Origin of the sequence: Pseudomonas sp. MPDS (genome assembly GCF_013283895.1) — a bacterium.
Taxonomy (GTDB): domain Bacteria; phylum Pseudomonadota; class Gammaproteobacteria; order Pseudomonadales; family Pseudomonadaceae; genus Aquipseudomonas; species Aquipseudomonas rhizophila.
Genome location: NZ_CP054128.1, coordinates 1,984,353 through 2,006,123, shown reverse-complemented (window position 1 = coordinate 2,006,123; position 21,771 = coordinate 1,984,353). Strand labels below are relative to the sequence as shown.

18 protein-coding genes are annotated in these 21,771 nt (G+C 59.2%); 5 read left to right on the top strand and 13 right to left on the bottom strand.

Annotation, left to right across the window (positions count from 1 at the left end; translation table 11 throughout):
• Nucleotides 1–14: 14 nt before the first annotated feature.
• From odhB to sdhC, 6 genes are all read right to left on the bottom strand, one after another.
• On the bottom strand, nucleotides 15–1,238 hold the full coding sequence (odhB, locus tag HQ912_RS08780) for a 2-oxoglutarate dehydrogenase complex dihydrolipoyllysine-residue succinyltransferase (RefSeq protein ID WP_076383811.1): 1,224 nt from the start codon (nucleotides 1,236–1,238) through the stop codon (nucleotides 15–17).
• Between the two features lie 42 nt (nucleotides 1,239–1,280).
• Nucleotides 1,281–4,112, bottom strand: coding sequence for a 2-oxoglutarate dehydrogenase E1 component (locus HQ912_RS08775; RefSeq protein WP_047230488.1), 2,832 nt, complete (start codon nucleotides 4,110–4,112; stop codon nucleotides 1,281–1,283).
• A gap of 262 nt (nucleotides 4,113–4,374) precedes the next feature.
• On the bottom strand, nucleotides 4,375–5,079 hold the full coding sequence (locus HQ912_RS08770) for a succinate dehydrogenase iron-sulfur subunit (RefSeq protein ID WP_047230491.1): 705 nt from the start codon (nucleotides 5,077–5,079) through the stop codon (nucleotides 4,375–4,377).
• 11 nt (nucleotides 5,080–5,090) lie between these two features.
• Nucleotides 5,091–6,863, bottom strand: coding sequence for a succinate dehydrogenase flavoprotein subunit (gene sdhA, locus HQ912_RS08765; RefSeq protein ID WP_047230489.1), 1,773 nt, complete (start codon nucleotides 6,861–6,863; stop codon nucleotides 5,091–5,093).
• Between the two features lie 3 nt (nucleotides 6,864–6,866).
• Entirely contained in the window at nucleotides 6,867–7,235 is a 369-nt protein-coding gene (sdhD, locus tag HQ912_RS08760) for a succinate dehydrogenase, hydrophobic membrane anchor protein (RefSeq protein WP_047230490.1), read from the bottom strand.
• The gene (gene sdhC / locus HQ912_RS08755) at nucleotides 7,229–7,603 is read right to left on the bottom strand and encodes a succinate dehydrogenase, cytochrome b556 subunit (RefSeq protein WP_024780620.1); all 375 of its coding nucleotides are present in this window, start codon (nucleotides 7,601–7,603) and stop codon (nucleotides 7,229–7,231) included. Before sdhC ends, sdhD begins: the two co-directional genes overlap by 7 nt.
• 364 nt (nucleotides 7,604–7,967) lie before the next feature.
• On the opposite strand from sdhC, the gene gltA reads away from it, so the two are divergent.
• Entirely contained in the window at nucleotides 7,968–9,257 is a 1,290-nt protein-coding gene (gltA, locus tag HQ912_RS08750) for a citrate synthase (RefSeq protein ID WP_003204440.1), read from the top strand.
• Between the two features lie 473 nt (nucleotides 9,258–9,730).
• Here the strand turns inward: gltA and HQ912_RS08745 are convergent, their stop codons facing one another.
• From HQ912_RS08745 to HQ912_RS08730, 4 genes are all read right to left on the bottom strand, one after another.
• Complete coding sequence (locus HQ912_RS08745; RefSeq protein ID WP_047230568.1) at nucleotides 9,731–10,756, bottom strand: IS110 family transposase; 1,026 nt, start codon at nucleotides 10,754–10,756, stop codon at nucleotides 9,731–9,733.
• Nucleotides 10,757–10,879: 123 nt separating this feature from the next.
• Complete coding sequence (locus tag HQ912_RS08740) at nucleotides 10,880–12,538, bottom strand: cation acetate symporter (RefSeq protein ID WP_047229598.1); 1,659 nt, start codon at nucleotides 12,536–12,538, stop codon at nucleotides 10,880–10,882.
• Complete coding sequence (locus HQ912_RS08735) at nucleotides 12,535–12,846, bottom strand: DUF485 domain-containing protein (protein ID WP_173406679.1); 312 nt, start codon at nucleotides 12,844–12,846, stop codon at nucleotides 12,535–12,537. Before HQ912_RS08735 ends, HQ912_RS08740 begins: the two co-directional genes overlap by 4 nt.
• 307 nt (nucleotides 12,847–13,153) lie before the next feature.
• Entirely contained in the window at nucleotides 13,154–14,008 is an 855-nt protein-coding gene (locus HQ912_RS08730; RefSeq protein ID WP_076383810.1) for a glycine betaine ABC transporter substrate-binding protein, read from the bottom strand.
• Between the two features lie 440 nt (nucleotides 14,009–14,448).
• On the opposite strand from HQ912_RS08730, the gene HQ912_RS08725 reads away from it, so the two are divergent.
• Both HQ912_RS08725 and HQ912_RS08720 read left to right on the top strand, forming a co-directional pair.
• Complete coding sequence (locus HQ912_RS08725; RefSeq protein WP_160893106.1) at nucleotides 14,449–15,747, top strand: serine/threonine protein kinase; 1,299 nt, start codon at nucleotides 14,449–14,451, stop codon at nucleotides 15,745–15,747.
• The gene (locus HQ912_RS08720; RefSeq protein ID WP_076383809.1) at nucleotides 15,740–16,528 is read left to right on the top strand and encodes a VacJ family lipoprotein; all 789 of its coding nucleotides are present in this window, start codon (nucleotides 15,740–15,742) and stop codon (nucleotides 16,526–16,528) included. Before HQ912_RS08725 ends, HQ912_RS08720 begins: the two co-directional genes overlap by 8 nt.
• A 133-nt stretch (nucleotides 16,529–16,661) precedes the next feature.
• Here HQ912_RS08720 and HQ912_RS08715 read toward each other — a convergent pair whose 3' ends face one another.
• On the bottom strand, nucleotides 16,662–17,576 hold the full coding sequence (locus tag HQ912_RS08715; RefSeq protein ID WP_047229603.1) for a DUF808 domain-containing protein: 915 nt from the start codon (nucleotides 17,574–17,576) through the stop codon (nucleotides 16,662–16,664).
• A 131-nt stretch (nucleotides 17,577–17,707) separates the two neighbouring features.
• Between HQ912_RS08715 and HQ912_RS08710 the strand changes: the two genes are divergently transcribed.
• Nucleotides 17,708–18,316, top strand: a complete 609-nt coding sequence (locus tag HQ912_RS08710) for a TetR/AcrR family transcriptional regulator (protein WP_047229604.1) — start codon at nucleotides 17,708–17,710, stop codon at nucleotides 18,314–18,316.
• A 215-nt stretch (nucleotides 18,317–18,531) separates the two neighbouring features.
• Here the strand turns inward: HQ912_RS08710 and HQ912_RS08705 are convergent, their stop codons facing one another.
• Both HQ912_RS08705 and HQ912_RS08700 read right to left on the bottom strand, forming a co-directional pair.
• A complete protein-coding gene (locus HQ912_RS08705) occupies nucleotides 18,532–18,990 on the bottom strand; it encodes an REP-associated tyrosine transposase (RefSeq protein ID WP_047229658.1) in 459 nt (152 codons plus the stop codon).
• Between the two features lie 214 nt (nucleotides 18,991–19,204).
• Nucleotides 19,205–19,642, bottom strand: a complete 438-nt coding sequence (locus HQ912_RS08700) for a GlcG/HbpS family heme-binding protein (protein WP_173406678.1) — start codon at nucleotides 19,640–19,642, stop codon at nucleotides 19,205–19,207.
• A 266-nt stretch (nucleotides 19,643–19,908) separates the two neighbouring features.
• Between HQ912_RS08700 and gcl the strand changes: the two genes are divergently transcribed.
• A complete protein-coding gene (gcl, locus tag HQ912_RS08695) occupies nucleotides 19,909–21,684 on the top strand; it encodes a glyoxylate carboligase (RefSeq protein WP_047229606.1) in 1,776 nt (591 codons plus the stop codon).
• Nucleotides 21,685–21,771: the final 87 nt, after the last annotated feature.

The window sequence follows — 21,771 nt, the reverse complement described above, 5'->3', positions numbered from 1 at the left end:
GCCCTTGCGGCGAATCAGATATCCAGCAGCAGACGAGCCGGATCTTCAAGCAGGTTCTTGATGGTTACCAGGAAAGTCACGGCTTCTTTACCGTCGATCAGACGGTGATCGTAGGACAATGCCAGGTACATCATCGGACGAATCACGACCTGACCATTGATCGCCATCGGGCGTTGCAGGATGTTGTGCATGCCCAGGATCGCCGCTTGTGGCGGGTTGACGATCGGGGTCGACATCATCGAACCGAATGTACCACCGTTGGTGATGGTGAACGTACCGCCGGTCATCTCTTCGATGGACAGCTTGCCGTCACGGGCTTTCTTGCCGAAGGTGGCGATGCCGCCTTCGATTTCAGCCAGGCTCATCAGTTCGGCGTTACGCAGGACCGGAACCACCAGGCCACGGTCGCTGGAGACCGCAACACCGATGTCGGCGTAACCGTGGTAAACGATGTCGGAACCGTCGATCGACGCGTTGACGGCCGGGAAGCGCTTGAGTGCTTCAGTGGCAGCCTTGACGAAGAACGACATGAAGCCCAGGCGTACGCCGTTGTGGCTCTTCTCGAACAGGTCCTTGTACTTCGAACGCAGGGCCATGACTTCGGTCATGTCGACTTCGTTGAAGGTGGTCAGCATCGCCATGTTCGACTGGGCTTCAACCAGACGCTCGGCAACCTTGGCACGCAGGCGGGTCATCGGAACGCGTTTTTCAACGCGATCACCGGCAGCGAACACCGGAGCGGCAGCGGCAGGCGCGGCAGCCTTGGCTGGCGCAGCGGTCGGAGCGGCTTTCTTGGCGGCAACCGCGGCAACCACGTCTTCCTTGGTCACACGACCACCCTTGCCGGTGCCGGCAACGGAAGCGATGTTGATGCCATTCTCTTCAGCCAGCTTGCGAGCAGCGGGAGCGGCGACTGGATCGTCTTCGCCGCCAGCGGCAGGAGCAGCAGCCTGAGCGGCGGCCGGTGCGGCAGCAGCAGCCGGAGCAGCGGCAGCAGCGCCGCCCGCTTCGATGGAGCCCAGCACTTCGGCCGACAGAACGGTGTCGCCTTCGTTCTTGACGATGGCGCCCAGGACGCCGTCAGCTTCGGCCAACACTTCCAGGACAACTTTGTCGGTTTCGATGTCGACGATCAGTTCGTCGCGCTTGACCGCGTCGCCCGGTTTTTTGTGCCAGGTGGCAATCGTGCCATCGGCAACCGATTCCGGGAAAGTGGGGGCTTTGATCTCGATAGCCATTATCTGTGGTTCCTTAAATTCGGTTTCAGGTGCGCGAAGGCATTAAACGGTAAAGGCATCTTGCAGCAGTTGTTCCTGCTGCTCGGCGTGCATCGATGCATAACCACAAGCAGGTGCAGCAGAAGCGTCACGGCCGGCGTACTCAAGTACGAGCGACTTGTCGTGAGCGCTGATGATGCGGCGCATGTGATGTTGACTGCAGTACCACGCACCCTGGTTCATCGGCTCTTCCTGGCACCAGACGATGTGCTTCAGGTTTTTGTACGGAGCCAGGATTTCGACCAGGTCGTCCTCCGGGAACGGGTACAGCTGCTCGAGACGCACGATGGCGATATCGTCACGGCCTTCGGCACGGCGTTTTTCCAGCAAGTCGTAATAGACCTTGCCGCTGCACAGAACCACGCGACCGACGTTGGCCGGATCCTGAGCGTCGATTTCCGGGATAACGGTCTGGAACGAGCCTTCGGCCAGATCTTCCAGAGTCGAGATCGCCAGCTTGTGACGCAGCAATGACTTCGGTGTCAGCACTACAAGCGGCTTGCGCAGCGGGCGAATCACCTGACGGCGCAGCAAGTGGTAGATCTGAGCCGGGGTCGTCGGTACGCACACCTGGATGTTGTGCTCGGCGCACAGCTGCAGGTAACGCTCCAGACGTGCCGAAGAGTGCTCCGGCCCCTGCCCTTCATAACCGTGTGGCAACAGCATGGTCAGACCGCAGAGACGGCCCCACTTGTGCTCGCCGCTGGTGATGAACTGGTCGACAACCACCTGGGCACCGTTGGCGAAGTCGCCGAACTGGGCTTCCCAGATCACCAGCGCATTCGGCTCGGTGGTGGAGTAGCCATATTCGAACGCCAGGACGGCTTCTTCGGACAGCAGCGAGTCGTACAGGTCGAAACGTGGCTGGCCTTTGTACAGGTGTTGCAGCGGGATGTAGGTGCTGGCGTCTTTCTGGTTGTGCAGCGCCGCGTGACGGTGCGAGAAAGTGCCGCGGCCTACGTCCTGGCCGGTGATGCGCACAGGGTGACCTTCGAACGCCAGGGTCGCGTATGCCATGGTTTCGGCATAACCCCAGTTGATCGGCAGGCCGCCGGCTTGCATCTTCTGCCGGTCTTCGTAGATTTTCGCGACCTGACGCTGGACCACGAAGCCTTCCGGAATTTCCAGCAGCTTGGCGGACAGTTCCTGCAAGGTCTTGAGATCAAAACGGGTGTCGTGACGAGCGGTCCAGGCATGACCCAGGTACGGGCGCCAGTCCACGAACAGCTCTTTGTTCGGCTCTTTGACCAGGCTTTTTACAACATGCAGGCCATTGTCCAGGGCATTGCGATATTCATCGACTTTTTCCTGGACGCGCTCAGCGTCCAGCACACCGCTCTGGGTCAGGCGCTCGGCATACAGCTCACGGGTGGTGCGCTGCTTGGCGATCTGCTGGTACATCAGAGGCTGGGTGCCGCTTGGCTCGTCGGCCTCGTTGTGGCCGCGACGACGGTAGCAGACCAGGTCGATCACCACGTCACGCTTGTACTGCATGCGGTAGTCAATGGCCAACTGGGTCACGAACAGCACGGCTTCCGGGTCATCGCCATTCACATGGAGAATCGGTGCCTGGATCATCTTCGCAACGTCGGTGCAGTACTCGGTGGAACGCGAGTCTTCCGGGTTGCTGATGGTGAAGCCGACCTGGTTGTTGATCACCAGGTGAATGGTACCGCCGGTCTTGAAGCCGCGAGTCTGCGACATCTGGAAGGTTTCCATGACCACGCCCTGACCTGCGAATGCAGCGTCACCGTGGATGGAAATCGGCAGGACTTTTTCGCCAGTCGGGTCGTTGCGACGATCCTGACGGGCACGGACCGAACCCTCGACCACCGGAGAAACGATTTCCAGGTGGGACGGGTTGAAGGCCATCGCCAGGTGAACTTCGCCACCGGTGGTCATCACGTTGGACGAGAAACCCTGGTGATACTTGACGTCACCGGAGCCCAGCTCGACCTTCTTCTTGCCTTCGAACTCGTCGAACAGCTCGCGCGGGTTCTTGCCGAAGGTGTTGACCAGCACGTTCAGACGGCCGCGGTGGGCCATGCCGATGACGACTTCCTTGGTGCCGTAGGAACCGGAGCGCTGGATCAGTTCGTCCAGCAGCGGGATCAGGCTTTCGCCACCTTCCAGGCCGAAACGCTTGGTGCCCGGGTATTTGGTGCCCAGGTACTTTTCCAGGCCTTCGGCGGCAGTGACGCGCTCGAGCAAGTGGCTCTTGACGTCAGCGGAGAAGGTCGGACGGCCACGAACGCTTTCCAGACGCTGCTGGAACCACTGGCGCTGCTCGGAATCGACGATGTGCGTAAATTCGGCACCGATGGTGCGGCAATATGTCTGCTGCAACGCTTCGTGAATTTCGCGTAGGCTCGCTTCCTCTTTGCCGATGAACAGGTCGCCGGCACGGAAGGTCGTATCAAGATCGGCATTGGTCAAGCCGTAATGAGTGATCGACAGGTCTGCAGGTGCAGGACGCTGCCACAGCCCCAGCGGGTCCAGCTGGGCTGCCTGGTGGCCGCGCATCCGGTAGGCCTGGATCAGTCGCAGCACTTCAACTTGCTTCTTCTCGTGCTCACTGCTCACGCTGCCGGCAGACACCGGTTGAGCGCGGCGCTGGTTCTTTGCCAGCAGCACGAAATGATCGCGAATTGTCGAGTGCGAAACATCAGTGGCAGAGTTACCGTCAGCCGGCAACTTCTGAAAGTAGGTGCGCCACTCTTCTGGCACAGCGTTAGGGTCGTGCAGGTAGAGCTCGTAGAGCTCTTCCACATAGGCAGCGTTACCACCGGAGAGGTGGGCACTGTTCCACATGCGCTGCATCACGCTTTCTTGCATGCTTGGTCACCCTCGATTTGGGGAACACCATCGGCGAAAACACCGAGCAAACTTGCAGAAGTCCGAATGCAGCGACCAAAACAAGCCACTTAGGATCACGCTGATAGTCCGGGTACCAGCCCGGATGCCCCTGCTTGTCTCATTTCTTCAAAATAAGAACTGCCGCTTTGTGAGCGGCGGTTCTGGTTATAGCCAGGACGCGGGTTGAAGCCCACGCCCCGACCTGTACGGGTACAGCGGTTCTACGGGTACAGCAGCTGAATCACACGCCGCTTTGCAGCAGCATGTTACGTACGTGACCGATGGCCTTAGTCGGGTTCAGGCCTTTCGGGCAGACGTTGACGCAGTTCATGATCCCGCGGCAGCGGAATACGCTGAACGGGTCATCCAGTGCAGCCAGACGCTCGGACGTCTTGGTGTCGCGGCTGTCTGCCAGGAAGCGATACGCTTGCAGCAGAGCGGCCGGGCCCAGGAATTTGTCCGGGTTCCACCAGAAGGATGGGCACGAGGTCGAGCAGCAGGCGCACAGGATGCACTCGTACAGACCGTCGAGCTTTTCACGCTCTTCCGGGGACTGCAGACGTTCGATGGCCGGAGCCGGCGAATCGTTCTGCAGGAATGGCTTCACCTTCTCGTATTGCTTGTAGAAGATGCTCATATCGACGACCAGGTCACGAATAACCGGCAAACCTGGCAGCGGACGAACGATCAGCTTGTTGCCCTTGACCACGGCGGACAGCGGCGTGATGCACGCCAGGCCGTTCTTGCCGTTGATGTTCATGCCGTCGGAGCCGCAAACGCCCTCGCGGCAGGAACGACGGTAGGAAAAACCTTCGTCCTGCTCTTTGATCAGGGCCAGCACGTCCAGCACCATCAGGTCTTTACCACCGGTATCGACCTGGAAATCCTGCATGAACGGCGCGGCGTCCTGATCAGGGTTGTAGCGATAAACACTGACTTGCAACATGGCGGCCACCCTTAGTAAGTCCGGATCTTGGGTTCAAACGTCGGAACGGTCTTCGGCGAGAAGTTCACCGCACGCTTGGCGACACGTTTTTCACCCGGGAAGAACAAGGTGTGGCACAACCAGTTTTCGTCATCACGGTCTTCAAAGTCTTCGCGGGCATGGGCACCACGGGACTCTTTGCGCACTTCTGCCGCGATGGCGGTGGCTTCGGCCACTTCCAGCAGGTTCTGCAGTTCCAGCGCTTCGATACGTGCAGTGTTAAACGCCTGCGACTTATCGTTGATCTTCACGTTGGCGATTCGTTCACGCAATTGAGCCAGCTGAGCGATACCCTTCTGCATGTACTCGCCGGTACGGAACACACCGAAGTAGTTTTGCATGCAGTTTTGCAGCTCGCGACGCAGGGTCGCCACGTCTTCGCCTTCGGTACGCTCATTCAGAGCGGACAGACGCGCCAGGGCGGCTTCGATGTTGGCGTCGGTGGCATCGTCATACTCGATACCCTCGGTCAGCGCTTTTTCCAGGTGCAGGCCGGCAGCGCGACCGAATACCACCAGGTCGAGCAGCGAGTTGCCGCCCAGACGGTTGGCACCGTGAACCGATACGCAAGCCACTTCACCCACTGCGAACAGGCCAGGGATGATTTCGTCCACGCCTTCGGCGTTCTGGGTGATCGCCTGGCCGTGAATGTTGGTGGCAACGCCGCCCATCATATAGTGGCAGGTTGGAACTACTGGAACCGGCGCAACGACAGGGTCGACGTGAGCGAAGGTCTTCGACAGTTCGCAAATGCCTGGCAGACGGCTGTGCAGCACTTCCTCGCCCAGGTGGTCGAGCTTGAGCATCACGTGGTCGCCATTCGGACCGCAACCGTTGCCGGCGATGATTTCTTTCACCATCGAACGGGCAACTACGTCGCGACCGGCAAGGTCTTTGGCGTTCGGAGCATAACGCTCCATGAAACGCTCGCCGTGCTTGTTGATCAGGTAACCGCCTTCACCGCGGCAACCTTCGGTGACCAGTACACCGGCGCCGGCGATGCCGGTCGGGTGGAACTGCCACATTTCGATGTCTTGTACCGGCACGCCAGCACGCAGCGCCATGCCGACACCGTCACCGGTGTTGATCAGGGCGTTGGTGGTGGACGCGTAGATACGGCCGGCACCGCCAGTCGCCAACACGGTAGCCTTGGCGCGGATGTAGGTGGTTTCGCCGGTTTCGATGCAGATCGCGATCACACCGACGAAAGCGCCATCCTGGTTTTTCACCAGGTCAACGGCGTAGTACTCGTTCAGGAACGTGGTACCGGCTTTCAGGTTGCCCTGATAAAGGGTGTGCAACAGTGCGTGACCGGTACGGTCGGACGCCGCGCAAGTACGCGCAGCCTGGCCGCCCTTGCCGTAGTCCTTGGACTGACCGCCGAACGGACGCTGGTAGATACGGCCGGTTTCGGTACGCGAGAACGGCAGGCCCATGTGGTCCAATTCGAAAACCGCAGCCGGACCTTCCTGACACATGTATTCGATAGCGTCCTGGTCACCGATGTAGTCGGAACCCTTGACGGTATCGTACATGTGCCAGCGCCAGTCATCGTTCGGGTCAGCCGAAGCGATGGCACAGGTGATGCCGCCCTGGGCGGAAACAGTGTGCGAACGGGTCGGAAAAACCTTGGTGATCACGGCAGTCTTGTGACCGCCCTGTGCCAGTTGCAGCGCAGCGCGCATGCCGGCACCGCCGCCACCAATAATGATGGCGTCGAAAGAAATCGTAGGAATGTTAGCCATGAATCAGATACCCCAAAGAATCTGCACACCCCAGACGAAGTACGCAAACATCGCGACGCCGCATACTGCCTGGAAGAGGAAACGTACGGCAGTCGCCGACTTGCCGAACGCCATCGGCGTCAGGTAGTCGGTCGCGATGGTCCACATGCCGACCCAGGCGTGAGCGCCCAGTGCGACAAGCGACAGCAGACTGAAGATACGCATCCAGTTGTTTGCGAACAGTTCGTGCCATTGGGCATAGCCAAGGCCAGGGTTTGCTACGACATATCCGATCAGGAAAATGAAGTAAGCCGCGAGAACGACCGCAGACACACGCTGCGCCATCCAGTCATAGAGGCCCGAACGGGAAAGGTTCGTGACGTTGGTTACCATATCCAGACTCCTGCCAGAACGATTACCACCACGGAAACGGCGATAACGATTTTCGAGCCCAGCTTGCCGCCTTCCAGCGTCTCACCGATGCCCATGTCCATGATCAAGTGGCGCACACCGGCAACCAAGTGATACAGCAAGGCGGACAGGATGCCCCAAATCACTAGCTTGGCTAGCGGACTGGTCAGACACGCTTTCACCTGACCGAAGCCTTCTTCCGAGTCGAGCGACTTGTCCAATGCATAAAGCATGATGGCCAGGCTGACGAAGAGAATGACACCGGAGATACGGTGAAGAATGGACGTGTAAGCAGTGACTGGGAGTTTGATGGTCCTTAGGTCTAGGTTTACAGGTCGTTGGCTTTTCACGGCTTTTTTTCACACTGAAGAGCCCCTAACAATCAGGGCAAAGTTGTTGGGGCGCGCACTGGTCAGGTACTCACCACCCAGGGAGTGACGACCCCCAAGAAAGCAGGCCCAAAAGCCCCTGGCGGTCGGTGGCCGAGTATAGACAGTTAGGCTACTAATGACAACGCGTTCACCTTCCCCTAATAGCGCATTGCACATATGAAGCAAAAGGCGTAAACGGCAGGCAATTTCGCGGAAAAAGTCCGGTTAAAGCCTTCTGGAGCAAGACTTTAGGCAAATTGACATTCGAATTTATCTCACTATAGTGGTGCGGGCCCTGCGTGGGGGGTCTGTCTGATGATTCCAAGCATTAATAGGAGGCCACATGGCTGACAAAAAAGCGCAGTTGATCATCGAGGGCGCAGCCCCCGTCGAGCTGCCCATTTTAACCGGCACCGTTGGTCCCGATGTAATCGACGTACGGGGCCTGACGGCCACGGGCCGTTTCACCTTTGACCCGGGTTTCATGTCGACCGCTTCGTGCGAGTCGAAAATCACCTATATCGACGGCGACAACGGCATCCTGCTGCACCGCGGCTACCCGATCGAACAACTGGCTGAAAAGTCGGACTACCTGGAAACCTGCTACCTGCTGCTCAACGGCGAGCTGCCAACCGCAGAGCAAAAGGCCCAGTTCGTCAGCACCGTGAAGAACCACACCATGGTTCACGAACAGTTGAAGACCTTCTTCAACGGCTTCCGTCGCGATGCCCACCCGATGGCCGTCATGTGCGGCGTTGTCGGCGCCCTCTCGGCCTTCTACCACGACTCCCTGGACATCAATAACCCCCAGCATCGCGAAATCTCCGCGATCCGCCTGGTGGCAAAGATGCCGACCCTGGCAGCCATGGTCTACAAGTACTCCATGGGCCAGCCCATGATGTACCCGCGCAATGACCTGACTTATGCAGAAAACTTCCTGCATATGATGTTCAACACCCCGTGCGAGATCAAACCGATCAGCCCGGTGCTCGCCAAGGCCATGGACCGGATCTTCATCCTCCACGCCGACCACGAGCAGAACGCCTCCACGTCCACCGTGCGCCTGGCCGGCTCCTCGGGTGCCAACCCGTTCGCCTGTATCGCCGCCGGTATCGCCGCACTCTGGGGCCCAGCCCACGGCGGTGCCAACGAAGCGGTATTGACCATGCTCGATGAAATCGGCGATGTCTCGAACATCGACAAGTTCATCGCCAAGGCCAAGGACAAGAACGATCCGTTCAAGCTGATGGGCTTCGGTCACCGGGTCTACAAGAACCGCGACCCGCGCGCCACCGTCATGAAGCAGACCTGCGACGAAGTGCTCAAGGAACTGGGGATCAAGAACGATCCGCAACTCGAACTGGCCATGCGCCTGGAAGAGATCGCCCTGACCGACCCGTACTTCATCGAGCGCTCGCTGTACCCGAACGTCGACTTCTACTCGGGGATCATCCTCAAGGCGATCGGCATTCCAACCAGCATGTTCACCGTGATCTTCGCCCTGGCGCGGACCGTGGGCTGGATCTCCCACTGGAAAGAAATGCTCTCCAGCCCGTACAAGATCGGCCGCCCGCGCCAGTTGTACACCGGCTACGAGTCGCGTGACATCACCCAGCTGGAAGACCGCAAGTAAGACCTGCCTTGCGATAGGTCCCAAGCTGCACCGAAACGGCCCCCGCTTCTTATATAAGAGCGGGGGCCGTTTTGTTTGTGCCCCTCCCCATCTTCTTCGCCCGGTCCGGCGCCATCGCGAGCAGGCTCGCTCCCACATGGAAATGCACTCCCCTGTGGGAGCGAGCCTGCTCGCGATTGGCGGCCGGCCTGCCGCCCCTTAAACCCAACACAAAAAATCTATGGTCACCCCCATTTTTGCAATACTGATTAATGGGTGAAGTGGTTGGCTTGCTTAAATCTATCCGGCGTCGATCCAGGGCATGCCCCGCGCCACGATGAGAGTCGCGCCTGACGATCCTGAAAAATGCCGCGGCTTCTGAAGCCGATTTTTATGTCAGGTTCTTCGTCAGGCCGGTGGGCCGTTCACGTCATCCGTTGTTCAGCTATCGCAAAACCTGAAGGGTGATTCGTGGTACTGCAACAACCGCAGGGTCAGGCGTTCAGCGCGTCTGGCCCTGCTTCATATTGCGTATGGTGAGCCGCTAGCGCCCACGCGATCCGCGCCAGCTTGTTAGCCAGGGCGCAGGCCACCACGTTCGAGTGTCGTCGCCCAAGCAATGAGCGCACCCAGTCGGCCAGAGCCCCTTTCTGGTGTTCTAGCCTCTGCATATAGACCCGAGCACATTGAACCAGCAACTGCCTGAGGTGCTTGTCGCCGCGCTTGCTGATACCCAGCAAATTAGCCCTGCCGCCGGTGCTGTACTGCCTGGGTACCAAGCCCACGGAGGCGGCGAAGTCACGGCTGCATCGGTACTGCCTGCCGTCCCCCATCTCTACAGCCAGCAGGCTGGCGGTGATCGGCCCGACACACGGCAAGCTCAGCAAGCGGCTGCCGAGATCATCGTCGGCCAGTTGGCTTGCCAGCTCTTTATCCAGCGCCTTGATCTGTTCATCCAGATAACAGAAATGCTCATGCAAGCGCTGTAACAGCACTGTCAACCGAACGGGCAACTCATGCTCAGCCAAAATACTCGCCAACCGCTTCATGATCGCCAGGCCCTTGGGCAGGCTGATGCCGAACTCCAGTAGGAAACCATGCATTTGATTGGCGGTTTTGGTGCGATCGCGTACCAGCGACTCGCGCAGGCGATGCAGAACGGAAAGCGTCTGCTGTGCCTCGGTTTTAGGCGAAACGAAGCGCATCGATGGACGCGAAGCCGCCTCGCAAATGGCTTCGGCATCCACGAAGTCATTTTTGTTGCCTTTGACGAAGGGGCGGACGAATTGCGGGGAAATCAGTTTGGCTTCATGCCCCATGGCCATCAGCTGGCGAGCGACGAAATGCGCCCCGGCACAAGCTTCCATCACCACGGTACAGGCCGGCAGATTGCCGAAGAGCGTCATCATCTGTTGACGCGAGAACTTCTTGCGAAACACCTCTCGGCCCAATTTGTCTTGGCCGTGCAGGTGGAAACTGTGTTTACCGAGATCGATCCCGATCAGCGCTGACTCGCTCATAATGATGGCCTCCGAAAACAAAACACCCTGCGAAAGCGTAGCCCTCGCAAGGTGTGGGGGTGACCATCTCATTAATACCCCAGCCTCTCGACCGGGGTATTTCTTCAAGCACTTCTCGCTACATCAATGGTTAACCGCCCCACTCGCCCCCAGACCAGTCTGCGAACGCACAAACTGCGGGAAGAACAGTGCACGCTCGTTCACGCCTTCAGCCGACTTGTCGGTGACGGAGAAGAACCAGATGCCGACGAAGGCAATGGCCATCGAGAACAGCGCAGGGTATTCATACGGGAAGATCGCCTTCTCGTGACCCAGGATCTGCACCCAGATGGTCGGACCGAGCACCATCAGGCCCACCGCACTGACCAGGCCCAGCCAGCCGCCGATCATGGCGCCACGGGTGGTCAGCTTCTTCCAGTACATCGAAAGCAGCAGTACCGGGAAGTTGCAGCTTGCCGCGATGGAGAACGCCAGGCCCACCATGAACGCGATGTTCTGCTTCTCGAACAGGATGCCCAGGCCGATCGCCAGCACCGCCAGGGCGATGGTGGTGATCTTCGACACGCGGATCTCATCCTTCTCGTTGGCTTTGCCTTTCTTGACGACACTGGCATACAGGTCATGGGACACCGCCGAGGCACCGGCCAGGGTCAGACCCGCCACTACCGCCAGGATGGTGGCAAAGGCTACGGCCGAGATGAAGCCCAGGAAGATGCTGCCACCCACCGCGTCAGCCAGGTGCACCGCCGCCATGTTGTTGCCACCCAGCAAGGCACCTGCCGCGTCCTTGAAGGCCGGGTTGGTGCTGACCAGCAGGATCGCGCCGAAGCCGATGATGAAGGTCAGGATGTAGAAGTAACCGATGAAGCCAGTGGCGTACAGCACGCTCTTGCGAGCTTCCTTGGCGTCACTCACGGTGAAGAAGCGCATCAGAATGTGCGGCAGGCCAGCGGTACCGAACATCAGCGCCAGACCCAGGGAGAACGCCGAGATCGGATCCTTGACCAGGCCACCAGGGCTCATGATCGCTTCACCCTTGGCGTGAACCTTGACCGCCTCGGAGAACAGCATGTTGAAGTCGAAGTTGACGTGCTTCATGACCATCAGCGCCATGAACGAAGCGCCCGACAGCAACAGCACCGCCTTGATGATCTGTACCCAGGTAGTGGCCAGCATGCCGCCGAACAGCACGTAGAGGCACATCAGGATACCGACCAGAATCACCGCAACGTGATAATCCAGGCCGAACAGCAGCTGGATCAGCTTACCGGCACCCACCATCTGCGCGATCAGGTAGAACGCCACCACGACCAGCGAGCCGCTGGCAGACAAGGTGCGGATCTGGGTTTGCCCCAGGCGGTAGGACGCCACGTCGGCAAAGGTGTATTTACCCAGGTTACGCAGGCGCTCGGCGATCAGGAACAGAATGATCGGCCAGCCGACCAAAAAGCCGATGGAGTAGATCAGACCGTCGTAGCCAGACGTGAACACCAGCGCGGAAATCCCCAGGAAGGACGCGGCCGACATGTAGTCACCGGCAATCGCCAGGCCGTTCTGGAAACCGGTGATCCGCCCGCCCGCAGCATAGTAGTCGGCTGCCGAGTTGTTGCGCTTGGACGCCCAGTAGGTAATGCACAAGGTCGCGCCAACGAAAGCCACGAACATGACAATGGCCGAAACGTTAAGCGGTTGTTTCTGCACGGCACCGGTCAGGGCTTCAGCCGCCCAGGCCCCCGGTGCGAAAGCTGCGATGCTCAACAGAGCCATTAGACGCCGGATCATTGCTGAGCCTCCTTGAGAATCGCATTGTTCAGATCGTCGAACTCACCGTTGGCGCGTCGCACGTAGATGCCGGTCAGGACGAAGGCCGAGACGATCAGGCCGACACCTATGGGGATACCCCAGGTAATGGTGGACTCGGGCGAAATCTTGGCCCCGAGAACATGCGGCCCGTAGGCAATCAGAAGAATGAAGCCTGAATACAACCCAAGCATGATCGCCGAGAGAATCCAGGCGAACTTTTCTCTTTTTCTCACCAGCTCCTTGAAGCGCGGGCTGTTTTGAATCGAGAGGTAAATGCTGTCGTTCATTGTTTTTATCCTCGCAGCACAGATTTAATTGGAACAGCTCTACTCTATGCGGCTGAAGGCCAGGTTCCAGACGACCTTAGTATTAGAACGACATGACGTTTATCGATTGATGACGAGCACCGTTACCCCTTGTGGGAGCGAGCCTGCTCGCGATAGCGGTGGGTCTATGGGTGCACCTGTCGAATGTACCGTCGTCATCGCGAGCAGGCTCGCTCCCACAAGGACGTGGGCGAGGCTAAAAAACGCAGGCATAAAAAAACCGCATGACGCCACGTCATGCGGTTTCGAGGATGTTAAACCGGGCGGATTACTTGCCGGTCCACTCCTTCACGCGGTCCGGGTGTTTGGCAACCCAATCCTTGGCAGCGGCGTCCGGCTTGGCGCCTTCCTGAATCGCCAGCATGACCTCGCCGATTTCGTCTTTCGAGTTCCACTGGAACTTCTTCAGAAACGCGACCACTTCCGGCGCCTTGGTGTCCAGCTCCTTGCTGCCGATGCTGTTCACGGTTTCAGCCGCGCCGTAAACGCCTTTCGGGTCTTCCAGGAAGCGCAGTTTCCACTTGGCGAACATCCAGTGCGGCACCCAACCGGTGACGGCGATGGATTCTTTTTTCTTCTCGGCACGGGTCAGCTCGGCAATCATGCCGGCGCCGGAACTGGCCTTGAGTTGATACCCGGTCAGGTCGTAATCCTTGATGGCCTGCTCGGTCTTGATCATGACACCTGAACCGGCGTCGATACCGACAATGCGGTTCTTGAAGCTGTCATCGGTCTTGAGGTCGGCCACGGACTGGGCCTTGACGTACTCCGGCACGATCAGGCCGATTTTTGCATCCTTGAAGTTCGGACCGTAGTCGACCACCTGATCCTTGTTCTTGGTCCAGTAGTCGCCATGGGTCACCGGCAGCCAGGCCGAGAGCATCGCGTCGAGTTTGCCAGTGGCTACGCCTTGCCACATGATCCCGGTCGCAACCGCTTGCAGCTTCACGTCATAGCCCAGTTTCTGCTTGATGACTTCGGCCGCCACATGGGTGGTCGCGACGCTGTCGGACCAGCCATCGACATAACCGATGCTCAGGGTTTTGGTTTCGGCGCTGGCCAGTGTGGAGCTGATCGCCAGTACCAGTGCGGCACCTGCGCCCAAGAGTCGTCGCATTCTCATCGTTACTTCCCCGAAAGTGCTGCGCCCGACGGATGCCGAGCGGCGTCAACGTATTGTTATGGTGCACAGCGCCCCCATCACGCTCGCCTGCAAAACCGGTTCGAACGTCAGTGGAGTACTGACTCGTTGATCATCAACCTGCGCCGATCTGGAACCTGCTCTGCCTGCGACGTTGAAGCAACGAGAAACGACATCAGAACGCCAGCTACCTGCCTGCGCCATTCGGGCCAACAAAAATGCTCTCCTGCCGGTCACGCCCGAATTCGGCAAACCGCCAGATAACTAGCCGCTACCACGCGTGAACGTGTATCTTCGCGCTACTATCGCGCCCCGTTTGTGCCTGTTTTGTGCTTGTTTTATGCCAATCATGGCACTTGGCTTCACTTCGGCGGTCATAGCCTGCGAACTTCAATCGGCATCTTCCTTTAAGGGATCCAGTCATGCTCCATTCCTTGCGCTTCGCTGCCCTCGCCGGCGGCCTTATTCTGAGTGCGTCCGCGCTGGCGGTGGACATCGATGCCGCCAGCTATGGCTACCCCTTGACCAACCCGTTCGAGGCGACCATCGCCACTACGCCACCGGACCTGCGCCCGGAACTGCCCCCGATCGAAGATATCGACCAGGCGGACCACAGCCTGACCCTGCGCCCGGAACGCGAGTTCATCCTGCCAGACAATTTCTGGCCGGTGAAAAGCCTCACCTACCGCATGGCGACCCAGGACAAGCCCGCGCCGCTGATCTTCCTGATCGCCGGCACCGGCGCGCGATACGACAGCAGCCTCAACGAATACCTCAAGCGCCTCTATTACAAGGCGGGTTACCACGTGGTGCAGCTGTCGTCGCCCACCAGCTTTGACTTCATGAGTGCCGCTTCGCGCTTCGCCACACCCGGCATCACCAAGGAAGACGCCGAAGACATGTACCGGGTGATGCAGGCCGTGCGGGCGCAAAACCCCAAGTTGCCCGTGACCGAGTATTACCTCACCGGCTACAGCCTCGGCGCCCTGGACGCGGCTTTCGTCGCGCATCTGGATGAAACCCGACGCAGCTTCAACTTCAAGAAAGTGCTGCTGCTCAACCCGCCGGTCAACCTCTACACCTCGATCACCAACCTGGACAAACTGGTCCAGACCGAGGTCAAGGGCATCAACAACACCACCACTTTTTATGAATTGGTGCTCAACAAGCTGACTCGTTACTTTCAGCAAAAAGGCTACATCGATCTCAACGATGCCCTGCTCTATGATTTCCAGCAGTCCAAGCAGCACCTGACCAACGAGCAGATGGCGATGCTGATCGGCACTTCGTTCCGCTTCTCGGCGGCCGACATTGCATTCACCTCGGACCTGATCAACCGTCGCGGCCTGATCATCCCGCCCAAATTCCCGATTACCGAAAGCACCAGCCTGACGCCGTTCCTCAAGCGCGCGTTGCAATGCGATTTCGACTGCTATCTCACCGAGCAGGTGATTCCGATGTGGCGCGCGCGCACCGACGGCGGCAGCCTGTTGCAACTGATCGATCAGGTCAGCCTTTATGCGCTCAAGGATTACCTGCACGACAGTCCGAAGATTGCCGTCATGCACAACGCCGACGACGTCATCCTCGGCCCGGGCGATCTGGGCTTCTTGCGCAAGACCTTTGGCGACCGCCTGACGGTTTACCCATTGGGCGGCCACTGCGGCAACCTAAACTACCGCGTCAACAGCGACGCCATGCTGGAGTTCTTCCGTGGCTAAATATCTCCTGCTTATCGCCGCGTTAATGAGTGCTGGCATGGTCCACGCCGATAACAGCAAGGCCAACGCGCCTGTGGTGGTGGACTCCGACGGTTTCAAGGAACCGTTGAGCAAGCTCAAGTTCAACCCCGGGCTGGACCAGCGCGAGTTCGAACGCTCGACCCTCAACGCCCTGAACGTCTATGACCCGCTGGAGTCCTGGAACCGCCGCGTTTACCACTTCAATTATCGATTCGATCAGTGGGTCTTCCTGCCAGTCGTCGATGGTTACCGTTACATCACGCCAGGCTTCCTGCGCACCGGGGTGAGCAACTTCTTCAATAACCTGGGAGACGTGCCGAACCTGATGAACAGCCTGCTGCAATTCAAGGGCAAGCGTTCGATGGAAACCACGGCACGCCTGCTGCTCAACACCACCGTCGGCATCGCCGGCCTGTGGGACCCGGCCACCGCCATGGGCCTGCCGCGCCAGAGCGAAGACTTCGGTCAGACCCTGGGCTTCTATGGCGTGCCCGGCGGTGCGTATTTCGTACTGCCGATCTTCGGCCCTTCGAACCTTCGCGACACCTCGGGATTGCTGGTGGACTACACGGCTGAATCGGCGATCAACTTCCTCAACGTTTCAGAAGTCAGCGGCAACCACCCGGAACTGCTGCTCCTGCGCGCCGTGGACAAGCGCCACCAGACCAGCTTCCGCTATGGCCAACTGAACTCGCCATTCGAATATGAGAAGGTGCGTTACGTGTATACCGAGTCGCGCAAGTTGCAGATTGCCGAGTAACTCCCGGCCACCCCAAAACCCACTGTGGGAGCGAGCCTGCTCGCGATGAGGGCCTGCCATTCAACATTTATGTTGGCTGGTAGACCGCTATCGCGAGCAGGCTCGCTCCCACAGTTGTCATGTGTTGTCAGATTCAGCTTTTCAGCGCTTTCCAGACCTTGCCCACCACCATCACTCCCGCCAACACCAGCGCCCCCGCCACAATCCCGGCCACCGCATTAAGCAGCAACGGCACGATGAACCCGGCGCCGCCAGCACTGGCCGTCACACCTTCGATCCAGTGATGCACCACCGGCACGCCATGGGTCAGGATGCCGCCGCCCACCAGGAACATCGCCGCCGTGCCGATCACCGACAGGCCTTTCATCATGTAGGGCGCGGCGCGCAGGATGGCGCCACCGACGCTCTTGGCCAGTTGCCCCGGCTTCTGCGTCAGCCACAACCCCAGGTCATCGAGCTTGACGATCCCGGCCACCAAACCATAGACGCCGACGGTCATGACGATGGCGATACCCGACAGCACGATCACCTGCTGGGTCAGCGGTGCATCAGCGACGGTGCCGAGGGTGATGGCGATGATTTCCGCCGAGAGGATGAAGTCGGTGCGTATCGCACCTTTGATCTTGTCCTTTTCGAAGGCCACCAGATCGACCGCCGGATTGGCCACGGCCTCGACCAGTTGCGCATGCTCGGCCTGGTCTTGCGCCTTGCTGTGAAGGAACTTGTGGGCCAGTTTCTCGAACCCTTCGAAGCACAGGTAGGCGCCCCCCACCATCAGCAGTGGCGTCACCAGCCAGGGCACGAAAGCGCTGATGGCCAACGCCGACGGCACCAGGATCAGTTTGTTGATGAACGACCCCTTGGCCACCGCCCAGACCACCGGTATTTCCCGCTCGGCACGCACGCCTGACACCTGCTGGGCATTGAGCGCCAGGTCATCGCCGAGCACGCCGGCGGTTTTCTTGGCGGCCATCTTGGTCATCAATGCAACATCGTCGAGCACTGTGGCGATATCGTCGATCAGTAACAGCAAACTGCTTCCGGCCATGGAGGAACTCCTTGAACAATAATGCTGCGCAGCATAGCGCGCCCGACGTGGCCGCGGGGCATTCTTGAGCGCTTCGCGAGGCCGGTGCTACCATGCGCAACCGCCAGAACAGGCAAGGAACCCCTGGGTTTATGAGCACTATCCGCGAGCGCAACAAAGAACTGATCCTGCGTGCCGCCAGCGAAGAGTTTGCCGACAAGGGCTTCGCGGCGACCAAAACCAGCGATATCGCGGCCAAGGCGGGCCTGCCAAAACCCAACGTCTACTACTATTTCAAATCCAAGGAAAACCTCTACCGCGAGGTGCTGGAAAGTATCATCGAGCCAATCCTCCAGGCCTCGACCCCGTTCAACGCCGACGGCGTGCCCGGCGAAGTGCTGAGCCACTACATCCGCTCCAAGATCCGCATCTCCCGCGACCTGCCCTTCGCCTCAAAAGTCTTCGCCAGTGAAATCATGCACGGCGCCCCGCACCTGAGCGCCGACCTGGTGGAACAACTCAACGCCCAGGCCCGGCACAACATCGACTGCATCCAGACCTGGATCGACCGCGGCCAGATCGCCCCCATCGACCCCAACCACCTGATGTTCAGCATCTGGGCCGCCACCCAGACCTATGCCGATTTCGACTGGCAGATCAGCGCCGTGACCGGCAAGGCGAAGCTGGATGAGGCGGATTACGAAGCGGCGGCGCAGACGATTATTCGGTTGGTGTTGAAGGGGTGTGAGGTGGATCGCTAGGCTCAGAACCGTGCCGCGGCCATCGCGAGCAGGCTCGCTCCCACAGGGGATTTTCTGTGTTCAGACATTTTGTGTCCATCACATAAACCCTGTGGGAACGGGCTTTCTCGCGCAGACTCGCCCCACAGGGTTCTGCTGTGAATGTAGATTCTGCGAGCAACCTAAATCCCTTGTGGGAGCGAGCCTGCTCGCGATAGCGGCAACTCGATTTCGAGTCAAAGCCAAATGGCATCCCACAGCGGATAATCGCCAAGCCGCTTCACGAGACCTGCCCGCAACGGGTTAGCGACGACATAGCGCGCCATTATGATCAACTCGTCTTCCCGCCGCAGTGCGCGGTCATGAAATCCTTGCTGCCAAAGGCTGACTTTATTACCCAGGCGCAGATTTACAGCTTTGGTACTCAATGATTTGATCCTTTGCATCAACTCACTCAAAGATCCCCTTCGCAACTCGATCAACCAATGGAAATGATCAGGCATGACCACCCAAGCCAATGAGTCGGCCCAGCCTTGCTCCTGAGCTTTTCGAAATTGCTCAACGACCAATCTACCCAGGATAACGTCCTTAAAAATTGGTATGCGGCCAAATGTGTTGGTGGTCAGTAAATAGACCCGACTGGATTCGGCGTAGCGACCGAGGCGCAGTCTATGTGAAGCAGGTGAACCAGGCATTCCTTGCCCCTTTGATGATTGACTCATGAAGAAGGCTAGATCTGTGCATGCCTGGATAGGAGGCAAACTTTTAGCTGGATGTGTCTGCTGGATGGCTATCGCGAGCAGGCTCGCTCCCACAGGGGATTTGCGGTGCCCATACATATTGTGTCCGCCCAAGTCCACCTGTGGGAGCGAGCCTGCTCGCGATAGCAATAGGTCAGTCAATACAAAATCAAGCCACCCCCGCATCCGCCATCAACCCCACTCCCTCCACGGCCCTGATCGCAACCTGCTCATCAACATCCGAGGTATCGCCACTGATGCCAATGGCGCCCAGCACCCTCCCCTCCTGATCCCTGATCAACACCCCACCCGGGGCCGGTACGACGTTGCCTTGGCCCAACCCATTCAAAGCGGCAAAGAACGCCGGGCGTTGTTGGGCGTCCTGGGCGAGCAAGCGTGAGCCCTTGCCCAGGGCGATGGCGCCCCAAGCCTTACCGAAAGCGATCTGAGGGCGAAGCAGGCTCGCGCCGTCTTCGCGTTGCAAGGCAATCAGATGGCCGCCGCTGTCCAGGACCGCAATGGTCAGCGGTGCAGCGCTGATTTCACGGCCTGCGGCAAGGGCTTGCCCCGTCAGGCTGACGGCGACTTTCAAGGTTAAAGCGCTCATGGGTGCTGTCCTTTTTTTGTTGTGGGAAACGTTCCTGGCATTGCCTTTGGCAAAACCAGATGCAAACAATAGAACACAATGATAATATTTTTTGTATACAATAAATCCAACAACGTAACCTTATCGACGAAAAGCCACAGCATTTACGGCCTTCCGACGAATGAAACAGGTGCTTGAGGAAATGGATTGACCTGCGCCGTCCGCCGTGAATACACTCAGCGCAAAGCCACTTGTATACAATTACAAAACGTAAGAGGCACAAAACAATGAGCAAAATGAGAGCAATCGAAGCCGCCGTTCTGGTGATGCGCCGTGAAGGCGTGGACACCGCCTTCGGCATCCCGGGTGCCGCGATCAACCCGCTGTACTCTGCCCTGCAAAAGGTGGGTGGCATCGATCATGTCCTCGCTCGCCACGTTGAAGGCGCCTCCCACATGGCCGAGGGCTACACCCGCACCAAGGCCGGTAACATTGGCGTGTGCATCGGCACCTCGGGGCCGGCGGGGACCGACATGGTGACGGGGCTCTACAGCGCTTCGGCCGACTCGATCCCGATCCTGTGCATCACCGGCCAAGCGCCCCGCGCCCGCCTGCACAAGGAAGATTTCCAGGCTGTGGATATCACCAGCATCGTCAAACCGGTGACCAAGTGGGCCACCACCGTTCTGGAACCGGGCCAGGTGCCGTACGCTTTCCAGAAAGCCTTCTTTGAGATGCGCTCCGGTCGCCCGGGCCCGGTGTTGATCGACCTGCCGTTCGACGTGCAGATGGCCGAGATCGAATTCGACATCGACGCCTACCAACCGCTGCCCCTGGCCAAACCCGCCGCCAACCGCGTACAGATCGAAAAGGCCCTGGCCATGCTCGATCAGGCCGAGCGCCCCTTGCTGGTGGCCGGCGGCGGGATCATCAACGCCGATGCCAGCGAGCTGCTGGTGGAGTTCGCTGAACTGACCGGCATCCCAGTCATCCCTACCTTGATGGGCTGGGGCACCATCCCTGACGATCACCCGCTGATGGTCGGCATGGTCGGCCTGCAAACCTCCCACCGCTATGGCAATGCGACGCTGCTCAAATCGGACGTGGTGCTGGGTATCGGCAACCGCTGGGCTAACCGCCACACCGGTTCGGTGGATGTCTACACCGAAGGCCGCACCTTCATTCATGTGGACATCGAGCCGACCCAGATCGGCCGTGTGTTTACCCCCGACCTGGGCATCGTGTCCGACGCCGCTTCGGCACTGACGGCGTTCATCGAAGTCGCCCGCGAATGGCAAGCCGCCGGCAAACTGAAAAACCGCAGCGCCTGGCTGCAGGACTGCCAGCAGCGCAAGGCCAGCCTGCAGCGCAAGACCCACTTCGACAACGTGCCGGTCAAACCCCAGCGTGTGTACGAAGAAATGAACCAGGTCTTCGGCAAGGACACCTGCTACGTCAGCACCATCGGGCTGTCGCAGATCGCCGGGGCGCAGTTCCTGCACGTCTACAAACCGCGCCACTGGATCAACTGCGGCCAGGCCGGCCCGTTGGGCTGGACCATTCCGGCGGCACTGGGGGTGGTCAAGGCCGACCCGAGCCGCAAGGTCGTGGCGCTGTCGGGCGACTATGACTTCCAGTTCATGATCGAAGAGCTGGCGGTAGGCGCGCAGTTCAAGCTGCCGTACATCCACGTGGTGGTGAACAACTCCTACCTGGGGTTGATCCGCCAGGCCCAGCGCGGGTTCGACATGGACTATTGCGTGCAACTGTCCTTCGACAACCTCAACGCCCCGGAACTCAACGGTTATGGCGTGGACCACGTCGCCGTGGCCGAGGGCCTGGGTTGCAAGGCGCTGCGGGTGTTCGAACCGTCCGGCATCCAGCCGGCGCTGCGCAAGGCCCAGGAGTTGATCGAGGAGTTCAAGGTGCCGGTGATCGTCGAGATCATCCTGGAACGGGTGACCAACATTTCCATGGGCACCGAGATCAACGCAGTCAACGAATTCGAAGACCTGGCGCTGGTGGGCAACGATGCGCCGACAGCGATTTCGTTGCTCGATTGAATGCCGACGCACTCCTGTGGGAGCGAGCTTGCTCGCGATGACGGCGCTACATTCAACATGGATGCAAGCAGACACACCGCTATCGCG